14 protein-coding genes and 1 pseudogene are annotated in these 12609 nt (G+C 65.7%); 12 read left to right on the top strand and 3 right to left on the bottom strand.

From position 1 onward, the window contains the following. Positions 1–12: 12 nt before the first annotated feature. The 8 genes and pseudogenes from K789_RS0119875 to K789_RS0119850 all read left to right on the top strand — a co-directional run bounded on the left by K789_RS0119875 (position 13) and on the right by K789_RS0119850 (position 6038). The gene (locus K789_RS0119875) at positions 13–1218 is read left to right on the top strand and encodes a helix-turn-helix transcriptional regulator (protein ID WP_024368281.1); all 1206 of its coding nucleotides are present in this window, start codon (positions 13–15) and stop codon (positions 1216–1218) included. A 291-nt stretch (positions 1219–1509) separates the two neighbouring features. Further along, positions 1510–1896 carry an SHOCT domain-containing protein gene (locus K789_RS0119870; protein WP_024368280.1) on the top strand — a complete coding sequence of 129 codons (387 nt, stop codon included), beginning with the start codon at positions 1510–1512 and terminating at the stop codon, positions 1894–1896. A gap of 135 nt (positions 1897–2031) precedes the next feature. Continuing rightward, positions 2032–2232, top strand: coding sequence for a PLDc N-terminal domain-containing protein (locus tag K789_RS26315; protein ID WP_237739650.1), 201 nt, complete (start codon positions 2032–2034; stop codon positions 2230–2232). A gap of 131 nt (positions 2233–2363) precedes the next feature. Beyond that, complete coding sequence (locus K789_RS26310) at positions 2364–2789, top strand: phospholipase D-like domain-containing protein (RefSeq protein ID WP_237739649.1); 426 nt, start codon at positions 2364–2366, stop codon at positions 2787–2789. A 13-nt stretch (positions 2790–2802) separates the two neighbouring features. Then, positions 2803–2976: pseudogene (locus K789_RS26305) on the top strand (phospholipase D-like domain-containing protein); the annotation flags it as partial. Positions 2977–2989: 13 nt separating this feature from the next. Next, on the top strand, positions 2990–4318 hold the full coding sequence (locus tag K789_RS24215; RefSeq protein ID WP_237739648.1) for an acyl-CoA dehydrogenase family protein: 1329 nt from the start codon (positions 2990–2992) through the stop codon (positions 4316–4318). 399 nt (positions 4319–4717) lie between these two features. After that, entirely contained in the window at positions 4718–5020 is a 303-nt protein-coding gene (locus K789_RS0119855) for a DUF4193 domain-containing protein (protein WP_024368278.1), read from the top strand. Between the two features lie 67 nt (positions 5021–5087). Further along, on the top strand, positions 5088–6038 hold the full coding sequence (locus tag K789_RS0119850) for a hypothetical protein (RefSeq protein ID WP_024368277.1): 951 nt from the start codon (positions 5088–5090) through the stop codon (positions 6036–6038). 40 nt (positions 6039–6078) lie between these two features. Here K789_RS0119850 and K789_RS0119845 read toward each other — a convergent pair whose 3' ends face one another. Further along, the gene (locus K789_RS0119845) at positions 6079–6414 is read right to left on the bottom strand and encodes a YegP family protein (protein ID WP_024368276.1); all 336 of its coding nucleotides are present in this window, start codon (positions 6412–6414) and stop codon (positions 6079–6081) included. 204 nt (positions 6415–6618) lie between these two features. Further along, positions 6619–7596 (bottom strand): dienelactone hydrolase family protein, encoded by a 978-nt coding sequence (locus tag K789_RS0119840; RefSeq protein WP_024368275.1) that lies wholly within the window; start codon positions 7594–7596, stop codon positions 6619–6621. A 228-nt stretch (positions 7597–7824) separates the two neighbouring features. Between K789_RS0119840 and K789_RS0119835 the strand changes: the two genes are divergently transcribed. The 3 genes from K789_RS0119835 (at position 7825) to K789_RS0119825 (ending at position 9876) form a co-directional block, all read left to right on the top strand. Then, positions 7825–8838, top strand: coding sequence for an isopenicillin N synthase family dioxygenase (locus tag K789_RS0119835; protein ID WP_024368274.1), 1014 nt, complete (start codon positions 7825–7827; stop codon positions 8836–8838). 285 nt (positions 8839–9123) lie between these two features. Continuing rightward, positions 9124–9528: a cupin domain-containing protein gene (locus K789_RS0119830; protein ID WP_024368273.1), complete on the top strand. Its 405-nt coding sequence runs from the start codon at positions 9124–9126 to the stop codon at positions 9526–9528. A gap of 141 nt (positions 9529–9669) precedes the next feature. Then, positions 9670–9876, top strand: a complete 207-nt coding sequence (locus K789_RS0119825; protein ID WP_024368272.1) for a hypothetical protein — start codon at positions 9670–9672, stop codon at positions 9874–9876. 43 nt (positions 9877–9919) lie between these two features. On the opposite strand, the gene K789_RS0119820 is transcribed toward K789_RS0119825, so the two are convergent. Continuing rightward, the gene (locus tag K789_RS0119820) at positions 9920–11434 is read right to left on the bottom strand and encodes a CYTH and CHAD domain-containing protein (protein WP_024368271.1); all 1515 of its coding nucleotides are present in this window, start codon (positions 11432–11434) and stop codon (positions 9920–9922) included. A gap of 100 nt (positions 11435–11534) precedes the next feature. Between K789_RS0119820 and K789_RS0119815 the strand changes: the two genes are divergently transcribed. Further along, a partial coding sequence (locus tag K789_RS0119815; protein ID WP_024368270.1) for a DEAD/DEAH box helicase occupies positions 11535–12609 on the top strand: 1075 nt, incomplete at its 3' end.

The following is a 12609-nucleotide window of genomic DNA, read 5'->3' as shown; positions in this document are numbered from 1 at the left end:
GGCAGGCTGGTCTTGCCGGCCCCGAGCGACAACTTCGGGTCACTTTCCGGCGCTGCCGGGGACAGCCATCCCGCCACCTCGTCCGGACTGTTCCTGCTGGCCCGGGCTGAGTTCCGACATCACCGGGCCGGGGACCAGGCAACCGTCCTGCTCCAATCGGCCGCGGCCGACGGCGCTGAGAAACTATTGGAGGCAGTGGAAGTTTGCTCCAAAGCAGAACTGGCGTTGGCATTCGCGGCGTCCGGTGACCTTGTGACCGCTGAGGAACAGGCGACGCAGGCGCTGGAGGGGGCACGCGGGCTGGGCGGGATTTCGCAGGATCGGATGGCAGCGGCCTGGCTGGCGCGCGGAATTGCGTTCTACTGGAGGGACGAGCTGAAGGGTGCTCGGGCCCACCTTGCCAAGGCCCAGCGTCTGGCCGGCCAGCTGTTCCCCCTCGGACCACTCAGCGTCTTCTACCGGGTCCTGGTTGATTGTGCCGCTGGGGATCAAACCCATCTTGCCGACTCCAGCGCTGCGCTGGAGTCCTTCCACGACCGGGGGCTCTACGGAATGTCGTGGAACGCCTTCCACACCATCGCCAGGGCCAAGATCGCGGAATCACGGGGCAACTTGGACGGCGCGTTAACAATCGTCCAGCCTTTGGGGGCCGGCGGCCATGCGCCCTTAGTGGACACACTCCTGGCGGAACTCCTGCGTCGCGGAGGAGAGGGCGACACCGCACTCCTGTGTGCCCAGGCACTTACCGACCGACGGCGCAACCGGTATCTCGACACCAGCCTGAGCCTGACCGAGGCGCTCCTGGCCCACAGGGATGGCGATGAGGCTTTGGTCCATGAGCGGATAGAACATGCGGTCCACCGGGCCGAGCCGCAATCAGTCCTGCGTCCTTTCACGGAGCGGAAAGACGAACTCGCGGAACTGTTGATCCGGCACGCGGTATGGGGCACCACCCATGAGTCGTTCATCGCAGCGCGGATGGCACGCCACGCGCAGGGCCCCCCACACCTCCGGACTCGTTCCTACTGGACACTCACGGACCGCGAACGCGAGGTGCTGGCTTACATGCGCTCGGTCATGACTGCGGCTGAAATTGCCGACGCGCTCTTCATTTCCGTCAACACCGTCAAGACGCATGAACGGTCGATTTACCGCAAACTCGGCGCGGCAGGGCGGCGCGACGCCCTGAAAACGGCTGCCGAACGCGGGATTGTTTGAAAGGTCCGGCCACGTCCAGGACATTTCATCCGCAGCGGGTGAGGTCCACGGCCGGCTAAAGGCCGACACTTGTTTTGCCTTCGGTCAGGCTGCGGCGGTCCATCCCGGAAAGGTTCCTCCAATGTCAAAGCCAATCGCGCTCCGCGCAGGAACGATTGCGCTCCTGGCCACAGCCGCTTCGACTACCGGCTGCAGTCGCACTTAGCGACCTCGGAACTGCAGCCAAGTGCTAAACCCGCGACCAGGGGCGCCCGCGACCGGCGCCACACCAAGTGAAAGCAAGGAAGCGAAATGAGTTTCTGGGAGAACTTTTGGGATATCTTCTGGTGGTTCTTCACCGCGTGTGTGTTCTTTGCCTACCTGTTTGGAGTCTTCGCGATCATCGGCGACCTTTTTCGCGACCATAAGTTGAACGGCTGGTGGAAGGCCGTCTGGATATTCTTCCTCTGCTTTCTGCCCTTCGTGACCCTGCTGGTGTACCTGGCTGCCCGCGGTGACGGCATGGCAGAGCGTTCCGCGCAACGGGCCCGGCGCGACCAGGAGGCCGCCGATTCCTTTATCCGCAGGGGATCCACAGGGAGCCCCGCTGAGGAGATCTCCAAAGCCAAGGCGCTCCTGGACGCCGGAACTATCAGCCCTGAAGAGTTTGAAATAATCAAGAGCCGGGTGCTGGCCTGAACGCGCTCGCAGTTCTCCCGATCCGGGAGGACGGGCGCCGTTCCCGGCGGAAGGGCCTCGATGTAGTCGTGCGCGAATTCTTCCGGGACCCCGAAACGATCGCTGTGCTCCTGCTGGCTGCCCATAATCCTCGTAGTGGCCATTGCAGCTGTCCTCGTGTCGGTGAATCGTCGCCCGTCATCTGCAATTGCTTGGGTTCTCGCCATTATTTTCATTCCGTTGCTCGGCGCCATCGCGTTCTTCTTTGTCGGCTACGCCAAACTGCCCAAGGGCCGGCCCGATAAGCAGCGGCAGGTCAACGAACTGGTCCTGTCGCGGACGGACGTAGCCCGTTAGTCAGCCAAGGCCACGACTGGCCCGAGTGGCTGCATTCGGCGGTGGCGTTGAATAACAACCTGGGGGCGCTGCCCATGGTCAAAGGCAACACTGCGGAGCTCTTGCCCGACTATAAGGGCACCTTCGATGTCATGACCGCGGAAATCGATTCGGCCACGCGCTATGTGCATGTGGAGTTCTACATCTTGTCGCTTGATGCGACCACGGCACCGTTTTTCGACGCGCTGGCCAGGGCGAGGGGGCGCGGCGTCGCCGTCAGGGTGCTCTCGGACCACTTAGCCGGTCTGATGTTTCCGGGCCGGAAAGAAACGCTGAAATTCCTCCAGGACATAGGCGCCGAATATCACCCGATGCTGTCACTGCGGCCGTTGCAGGGTAAGTGGCAGCGGCCGGACCTGCGCAATCACCGGAAGATCCTCGTCGTCGACGGCCGCGTGGGGTTCACCGGGTCCCAGAACCTGATCGACGCCAGTTACAACAAGAAGGGCAACCGGACTCCCCGGCCGAGGTCCGGCGCTGATCGCTGCGCAGGTCCTGCCCAGCGGTCCCAGCTTTGATAACGACAACAACTTGAAGCGCTACGCCACGCTCATCCACAAGGCGGAACGCCGGGTCAGCATCACCAGCCCCTACTTCGTCCCGGACGAATCCATCCTGATGGCCATTGTCACAGCTGCCGCGCGGGGGCTCAGTGTCGAGCTCTTCGTTTCCGAGGTCGGGGACCAGAGCATGGTCTATCACGCGCAGCGATCGTACTATGAGGCGCTGCTCCGCGCCGGCGTCAGGATCTACCTGTACCGGGCCCCCAGGTGCTGCATTCGAAGCACTTCGCGCCCTCGGCGCCACCACGGTCCGCCTGCTCAGCAACAACCCGGACAAGGCTGCCCAGCTCACCTCCCTCGGCATTGAAGTCATCGAACAGCTCCCCACCGGGGTGCACTTGTCCGCGGCCAACCACCGCTACCTGACGGCGAAACGCGACCACACCGGCCATACCCTCAACCTGCCGGCCAACGTCGGACCCCGGGAATCCCGCCCAGGCGAGATCCGCGGGGAGGCTGCCATGAACCCTGGGACGGACACCGCTCCGCCCACCCCTGATGACGTGCTCAGCCGGATTGACGAACTCGTTCCCCGGCTGAGGGAACGGGCCGAGGAAACGGAGAGTCTTCGCCGCATTCCAGAATCCAGCATTGAGGAACTGAAGGACGCCGGAGTCTTCCACCTGCTTTCTCCCATGGCCGTCGGGGGATTTGGGATGGGCGCCGGGACCTATGCCCAGGCCATCCGCCGGCTTGCCCAGGGCTGCGCCTCCACAGCCTGGACCGCTGGGCATCTGATCGAACACGTCTGGATGCTGGCACGGTGGCCGCGGGAGGTTCAGGACGAAGTCTTCGCGAATGGTCCCGTACCGTTGGCGGCCGCCACGGGGGCGCCGGTGGGCGCTGCTGAGAGGGTCCCGGGAGGCTACGCGATATCGGGCCTGTGGAGTTTCGCCTCCGGGGTGATGCACTCCGGGTGGGCGCTCCTGGCGGCGCAGCACGGCACCATGCGTCTGCAATGCCTCGTCCCGATATCCGACGTCGAAGTGCTGGACGTGTGGCACACGGCAGGGCTGAGGGGCACGGGCGGCAACGACGTCCGGGCGGAGAAGCTGTTTGTTCCCGAGTACCGGATGCTGGTGCGTAAGGTCAAGAACACCCTGGACAACCGCCAGACGGATTCACCGCTCGCGCAGGCCCGCTTTGCGCAGACTTCAGGGCTCGTGGTCACGGCACGGTTGCACTGGGAAGAAGCGATCAAGGTTGTGTCCGCCGCGAATGAACGCCAGCCCTCACTGTTGACGGACGAGGAGCGTGCCCGGTACCGGCTCTCCGTCACGCTCAGCGGGGAGGCGTCGGCTGACGCGGTGCGTCTCATCATGGCGGGATCGGGAGGGAGCGCCCAGCGGCTTTCCCACCCCCTTCAGCGGATCCAACGCGCAACGTACTGCTCAACCACCCAGCACTGGCGATGGATCCGATCCTTGAGCAGGCAGGCAGGCCGCGGCCTGCTGTGTCTAGGCTTCACTACTCCCGCGTTTTAACCTCGGTCGCGCTCAGGTCTCGCGCCAGTTTTGAATGTCGTTGAGGCCGCACGCCTGGCGGCTGCATTGCCGTGCACTTACCCTCCAATCCGGCTGGCTGGAAGCTGCAGGTCGCACGTCTTTCCAGATCGGAATCACCCTGGAGCCGCATTCCCGGCACGGCGGTTCCACGTGGGCGCGCCTTTGCGCTTTGTTCATGATTTCCCCCCAAAGAAACTCCCACGAATATAGCCTTAAATCTAACGACTGTACAAACGTAAATCTGCCGGCATGCGCGGAAAATTGCCTGCCGGGTTCCCGGAACGACGAGTCTCCCGGGAGACTTGGGAATACCGGGGCGGTCCCGTCTGTTGAACATCTATCCGACCAGCATTTTCGAAGAAGAGAGAAACACCCCAAGTGGCAACCGATTACGATGAAGTACGCTCCGACGTCAAGGAGTCGCAGGACAGGTCCCTGGAGGCGCTGCAATCCGAGAACGCTCCGGACGCCCGCAGCGTGGTGCGTGATCTGGATGAGGCGGATTCGCTGGACGGTTCGATTGCCCCTGGCGGAGAATTCGTCGCCGAGGAACTGATCGTCCAGGTCATCCCGCAGGCGGAGGACGAATTTACCTGTTACTCCTGTTTCCTGGTCCGGCACCGCTCCCAAATCGCGCGCGAAAAGGACGGCCACGCCTACTGCATTGACTGCGAAGGCTAAAGCGCAGCCTGCTGTTGACGACCCCGCTGCTATGTGACGTACGCGGCGCGGGCACTACAATCGGCGCATGACGGTCCTGGACTGGCTGCTGGATTCTGATCCAGCCATTCGCTGGCAAGTGCTGCGTGACTTCGCTGGTGCCCCGGCCGACGTCGTGGCTGCAGAGCGCGCACGGGTGGCAACCGAAGGGTGGGGCGCGCGATTGCTGGCCCTGCGCGGGGCGGATGGTCAGTGGGCCGGGGGAGCGTACTTCCCCGCGCATGGGGGCGACGCGCCCGACGACGGAAGCCAGCCGTGGACCGCCACCACGTACAGTCTCCTGCAGCTGCGTGACTTCGGCGTCGATCCGGACGACGACCAGATGCGCCGGAGCGTGGCGCTGGTGCGGGACAACTGCCGTTGGGAGGAGGGCGGACAGCCCTATTTCACGGGCGAGGTCGAACCCTGCATCAATGGCATGGCCGTGGGGCTGGGCGCTTACTTCGGTCAGAACGTCGACGGCGTCGTCACCCGTCTGGTCAGCGAGCAACTCGACGACGGCGGGTGGAACTGCTGGGCGGCGCACGGCGCCGTTGTTTCGTCGGCGGCGACGACGATCAACGTGCTCGAAGGGCTGCTCGCGCACGAGCGGGCGACCGTCGGCTCCGCGGACTCCAGGAAGGCTCGACGCCGGGGCGAGGAGTATCTCCTCGAACGCCGGCTGTTCCGGCGCAAAAGCACCGGAGAGGTCATTGACCCGGCCTGGCTGGAGTTCACGTTTCCGACCCGCTGGTACTATGACGTGCTCCGGGCACTGGAGTATTTCCGGTCCGCCGGTGATCCCCCCGACCCGCGGATGGCCGAGGCGATCGAGCTGCTTCGATCGAAAAGGCAGCCCGACGGGACCTGGCTGCTCGAAAACACGCATCCCGGGCAGGTCCACTTCGGGCTGGAGGACGGTGACGGCCAGCCCAGCCGGTGGAACACCCTCCGGGCACTGCGGGTCCTGCAGTGGTCTGAGAATGGAACGCGCCCGTAGCCTGCTCTGGGGACTGGTACCGCGCTTGTTCCCGCTGGTTTTACGCCGCGCCAGTCCACCTGGGCGTTGTTGCGGCCCGTCGGATGGTTTTGGCGCGGGTGTGGAAGTTGTCGGCCCGTTTATGCCAGTCATGACGGGCAGGCAGGGCGTCGCTGGGATGTGCCGGTTCCCGAACCCCGCTTTTCGCGCTTCCCTCCGGGCAGAGATCTGTGACCAGGCCCATTCCTGCGCACTCTCGCACGGCGGAGATGCCGGCGACGGCGGCGGCCTTGTCGCTGAACGCAGCCGACACCGCCATCACGGTCCCGTCCGGTGCCTTGAGCCGGAATCGGAAATTCGACTCCCCGTCAACGAAGAGTTCAAACATGGCGGCCATAACAATCCTCCCCGGTCTGCGGAGCCTGCCCCCGGCGTCAATACCGCGGATCAGGCGGGAACGCATCGCTGCGTACGTGTCCCGCTGCTCTGGTCGAACGACCACTAGGATCTGTTCATCTGGTGATGTCCAGTGTGTTGGAGGCTCCGGGGCCCCACAAGACACGGCACGTAAACCCTGGGTAAAAGCTGTGCAACAACGCGCTCAGACGTACCGCGCGAACCACGCCAGCGTGTCGGTCCAGGCAGCGGTGGCCTGCGCTTCAACGTAGCGTTCCCCGGTGTCGTTGTGGAAGGCATGGTCGACGCCGGGATAGACGGTGAGCTGGTGGCGGACGTCCGTGGCAGCCAGGGCATCCCGCAGCGCCGGCAGCGCGCCGGTGATCCGCTGATCGAGTTCGGCATAGACGCCGAAGACCGCCGGTTTGATCGCGGCGACCTTGTCCAGGTCGGGGGAGGGGCCGTAAAACGCCGCGGTGGCCTTCAGCCCGGGCAGTTCCGTCGCTGCCTGCCACGTGATGCCCCCGCCAAAGCAGTACCCGGTCATGGCGATCCGGCCCGCATCGACAAAGTCCTGAGACTGCAGGTAGCCAAAGGCCGCTGCGAAATCAGAGACGTGGCGTTGAGCGCCGGCTGCCGTCAGTGCTCCCGGAACGGCGTCGCGGTCCATGCCCGCGGTGCCTCCTTCCCGGCTGAGCAGGTCCAGGGCAAGGGCGGCATAGCCGGCCTTGGCGAAGCGGCGCGCCACGTCCTCGATGTGCGGGGTCAGCCCGCGGTTCTCGTGGCAGATCAGGACGGCCGGACCGGCAGCGCCCGACTCCGGCCGGGCAAGGTAGGCGCTGATCTCGGTTCCGCCGACAGGGAATCGCACCGTGCCCGTCGCCAGCCCCGGAACACCTTCAGGAACAGAGAGGGGGCTCTTGGCCCCCGGCACCGGGCCGGCGGATGCGGTTCCCGTCCCCGTGCCCGATGACGTGGGGCTGGGGGTGGGCATGGGGTCGGTGCTGCGCGGGACTTCCTCCGGGGTGCAGCCGACCAGGAGCATCGCGGCGGAGGTTGCTGCCATGCTGCCCGTAATGAACGCCACCCGGCGCGTGAATGTGCGCTGGTTCAGGGAGCCGGCGCGGTAGTCGTCGAAGAATTCCTCGATCAGGTACTTCTCAAATTTGCCAAGCGTGGTCATGTCGGGCCTCCTGGAGTTTGGGCACATCCTCCTCCGGCGCCCGTGATCCGGCAAGGGCGGTTATCGATGGGCCGTCGGCGAGGCACCCGGCGGCGGGTGTTCGCGCTGACCCCACGTCCGCCGAATGTCTTATTTCGACATCTGAATGCCGCGGAGTGAACGCCGGTCCGTAACATTGAAGAATATACAGTCCCCAGCTTGCCAAGGTTATTGAAAAGGACTATTTAGGTGCCACTCCAAACATTGCCCGTCCTGGACTTCTCCCGGTTGAACGCCGGCGCGGAGGAAGCTTCGCAGTTCCGTGAGGACCTGCGGAACGCCATGCACGAGGTCGGTTTCCTCTACCTGGCCGGACACGGAATCCCCCCGGAATTGACGGACGCCATGCTCGATGTGTCCCGGCGCTTCTTCGAGCTGCCCGACGAGCAGAAGCTCGCCGTCGAGAACGTCCACAGTCCGCAGTTCCGCGGTTACACCAGGGTCGGCGGCGAGCTCACGGACGGCGCAGTGGACTGGCGCGAGCAGATCGATATCGGCGTCGAGCGTGCCGCCGTCCAGCCGGGTCCCGGCGTCGCCGACTATTGGCGTCTCGAGGGGCCCAACCTGTGGCCGGAAGCCCTTCCCGAAATGCGGGACATTGTTCTGGAGTGGACCGAGCGGTTGAGTGCCATCTCGCTGGCTCTCCTGCGTGCCCTGGCGGTGTCCCTCGGGGCGCCCGAAGACACCTTCGACGCCGCCTTCGCGGCGCGGGCGTTCCCCCTGCTGAAGATTGTGCGGTATCCGGGGGAGTCCAGCCCGGAACCCAAGCAGGGGGTGGGCTCCCACCGCGACGGCGGAGTCCTGACGCTGCTGCTCGTGGAGCCCGGCAAGGGAGGGCTGCAGGTGGAGTACCAGGGGCAATGGATCGACGCCCCGCAGGTTCCGGGAACGTTCGTCGTCAACATCGGCGAGATGCTCGAACTGGCAACCAACGGTTACCTCAAGGCGACGCTGCACCGCGTGATCTCGCCCCTGCGCGGCACTGACCGCGTCTCCCTGCCATTCTTCTTCAACCCGGCGCTGGACGCGACGATGCCGCAGCTCGCGGTGAGTCCGGAGTTCCAGGCCAGAGCCCGCGGCCTGTCGGTTGATCCGACAAACAGCCCGATTCTGGAAACCTATGGGGACAACGCCCTCCGCTACCGGCTGCGGGCCCACCCGAACGTTGTCGCGGAGCACCACTCCGATCTGCAGGCCAGCTGACGGAAGCGCCGCGGGGCCACCGAAGCGACGGCGCCGTCCGTAGGCTTCCTGTATCTGCTACGCAAAAAGCATTACGACGCGGAAAAGGTATGGCGCTACGGGAATCCCCGTAGCGCCATACCTTTTCCGCGTCGGAGGCCCGGGAGCGTAGCGGAATCGTGCCGGGCCACATCGTCGCGGGAGGACCCGTCGATGCAGGCACCGGCAGAACCTCCCGGGGACGCCGCGGGCCTTCCAGGGTGGAAGGGATGGTCAACCGCGATTTACGCGATCTAAGGGAGAGATATGGAAATCCAAACCAAGCAGCCCAGCAACAAAGGACCCGGGGAGATGTTCGCCGGCGATGTCTGGTTCGACGTCATCGCCAAGGGGGAGGATCCCTCCCGGTTGCGCGTCAACATGATCCGGTTCGCGCCCGGTGCGCACACAGCCTGGCACTGCCACGCCAACGGACAGAGCCTGCATGTCACCGAAGGGCGCGGCTTGGTCCAGTCCCGGGGCGGCGAGGTCATCGAAATCCGACCGGGGGACACGATCTGCACTCCACCCGGCGAATGGCACTGGCATGGAGCCGCCCCCGATCACTTCATGAGCCACCTGGCCATGTGGGAATCTTTGTCTGAGGGACAGGAGGGCCCGGAAACACAATGGGGGAGCCATGTTGACGACGGGGAACCCGGCACCAGTTGAGGCCTCGTCGCCGGGGTGACGGAAGTTGGCGCCAGGGAATAGCATGGACAGCCGGACACCGGGTGCCAGCGAAGGTTAACGATTGTTTGGGGGAGATGTGTTCAACCGCAGCCAAATCACGGCGTAGCAGTCGCCCTTGCCGTGCGCATCGTTGCATTTTCACGCTACATGCACCTCGAGGATCTGGGTCTGGACGTGAATCCTGCCATCGGCGCCGAACTGTTCAGCCGCGTGGTCGCGCCAACGGGGGCTGAACGGATGTTCTTTTATGCGTCCGTTGCCCTCGTCCCGATGGGTCTGGTGTTGCTGGTACTCGGTTGGCGGGGACGTGCACTGGCGGGACGGTGACCCTGCGGGGTGCCCCAGGGCCGGTGGGGAACGGGTGTCGCAGCTATTTCCAGCGGAGCGGTTGAGGCGGAGACGTCCTCCACGTCCGGAAGAACCGCTCCCGGGCATCCTCGCCGCCCTGTTGCTCCAAGGCGTGCAGCCGCCCGTAGGTGAACGCATTTGCGCCGGCGTCGTCGCTAGCCAACTGACGCAACAAATCCCGGGTGACGACGCTGTCATGATGGTCGCCCAAACTCTCCTGGATCTCCTCTGCGGCCCGGGCGAGGACGGTTGCCGGCTTGCCGAAAATCGGTGCCGACGCTTCCGCCGCATAGCGCAGTCGCTTGGCACGCTTCCGGACGTCATGGAGTTCGGCGTCCAAGGCCGGACTTGCATGGTCGACGCCGAGAGCGCCTACCTCTTTTTTCAGGCGTTTGCGCTCTTTCGTGACGAGCCGGCCCACGGTCCGCGTTGCTTCCTTCCCGGCGGTTTCGGTAAGCGGCGGGTCGGCCAGGAAGGCATCCAGCGCATCGAGGAGGCGGAAGTAGCGGGCACTATTCAAGGCTGCGAGACCCTTCGCCCGGGCACCATGCGCGACGGCACCGAGGTGGTCCTCAATTTGCTGCGCGACCGGGCCCAACAGCAACTCCGGCGGTTCGGCGCCGACCAGCTCCAGCAGCCGGGCCTGCATCACCTCATTGTCCCGTGCCTCGCCCACGCTGCCGGCAAGCCACTGAAGTTCCGAGCGAAGCGATCCTGCCGCGCCCGTGTCAGTCAACTTCCGGAAAGTGGCCAGGACGGACCGGATCCGGCGTGCAGCCACCCGGAGCTGATGAACGGCGTCCGGTGCGTTCGCCCGGACTCCTGGGTCATGTCTTTTGAGTGCCTCAACCTGCTGGTCCAGGTACGACAAAAGCACCGCTGAGGCCGGCCCTTCGGGCTCCGGCTCGGGGGACGCCGTCCGGCCGGGAGGGTACTGTCCGCCCAGGCCGCGGGCCAGTTTGGACGGCAGCGCGGACGGTTCGTGGCCCGCAGCGGCCACAAGCGCGTCGGCGCCCTCGAGCAGCCGCTTGGGGCCGTCGATGAGTTCGATTTCCCATTCCCGCCAGGTGGCGTTTGCCTGCGGCTCCAACAGGGCCTGGGAATCCACCCGGTCATCGCTGAATTCGGCCAGGGTACTGCCATCGGCGGCGAGGAGGCGGTGCATGGTGCGCATGGTCTTGAGCCTTGCCACTGCAATCACATCCTGATCCCTGGTGTGGACCCGTACGAGTTGCCGCAGCCGTCGGGGAACCGGCCCCCGTTCCGTGCCCAACGGTGCCGTGAACTCCTGACGTTCCCCAACCGCCACGGGGAGCTTCAAATGCCATCCGGCATCGTGGCCACCGGTCCGCCGGCGCAGGGTGATCCGGCGGGAAGCCAGTGCCAGCTCCGCGGTATCGAAGTAGACCGCGTCCAGGGATTCTTCCTCGGCAGGCCCGACGCGGTCAACTCCCGGCAACGAGGCGAGGGCGGGCAGTTCGTCGCCTTCTTCAACCTCGTATTTTCGTTCCACCTCAAGTTTCCCGGAGCCAGCCATGCCTCAGCCTAGGCCCGCGGGACGTGCTGCCGCAGGAGTCAAAAGTCCCGCGTCAGCCCCCGGCGGAACCAGGTCCCGGCTTTGTAGGCACAATGGAGGCGTGACTTCTTCGGCTGTTCCGACCCCCTCCGCTCCAGAGCCCTTCGAACTGGACGTCATCGGAGCCGGCCTGGTGTTCGCGCATTCGCTCGGTGAGCTGGCCGGGGCGCTGCGGGCCGGCGGCCCCGGCCCCACCGCCGTGGTGCAGGCGCCGCCGGGAACGGGCAAAACCACCCTGGTTCCGCCGTTGCTGGCCAACCTCGCCCTGGCGGCTGCCCGGCAGCTGGGGCGAGTCGGCATGCCCCGCATCATTGTCACGCAGCCGCGCCGGGTCGCCGCCCGTTCTGCTGCGCGGCGCCTGGCTGCCCTGGACGGCAGCCGGCTGGGGGACCGCGTTGGATACACGGTCCGCGGCGAACGACAGACCGGTCCGGGCACCCTCATCGAATTTGTCACCCCGGGCGTCCTGCTCAACCGCCTGCTCGCGGATCCGGGACTGGAAAGCACCAGCGCCGTCATTTTGGACGAAGTGCACGAACGAGGCCTCGAGACAGACCTGTTGCTCGGCATGCTCACCGAGGTCCGCCAGCTCCGGGGCGACCTCGCGCTCGTCGCCATGTCCGCCACCCTGGACGCACCACGCTTCGCCGCACTGATCGGGGCGGCCGACGACGCGGCGGACCACAACGCGGCGGACCACGACGGCGGCAGGGCGGCGCCCGTCGTCGACTGCCCATCCGCGCTGCACCCGCTGGAGGTCGACTGGAGGCCGGCCGCGGGGCCCCGGCTGGATGAACGGGGAGTGACGCGCGCCTTCCTGGACCATGTGGCTGAAACGGCCGCCTCGTCGCACGCCCAGGCACTTGCGTCCGGCCAGGACATTGACGCCCTGGTGTTCGTCCCGGGGGCCTGGGAAGTGTCCTATGTCGCCGGCCGGCTGCGCGGCCGGACGCATGTGGAAGTCCTAGAGCTGCACGGGCAGATCGGCCCCGCGGAGCAGGACCGTGCCGTCTCCGGGCGGGAACCCGGAGGCAACCCGCGGATCATCGTGTCAACGTCCCTCGCCGAGTCCTCCCTCACCGTCCCCGGGGTCCGGCTGGTCATCGACTCCGGGCTGTCACGCGAGCCCCGGCGGG

Source organism: Arthrobacter sp. TB 26 (assembly GCF_000427315.1).
Taxonomy (GTDB): Bacteria; Actinomycetota; Actinomycetes; order Actinomycetales; family Micrococcaceae; genus Arthrobacter.
The sequence above is the reverse complement of the archived record's forward strand: the minus strand, read 5'-3'. Positions and strand labels throughout refer to the sequence as shown.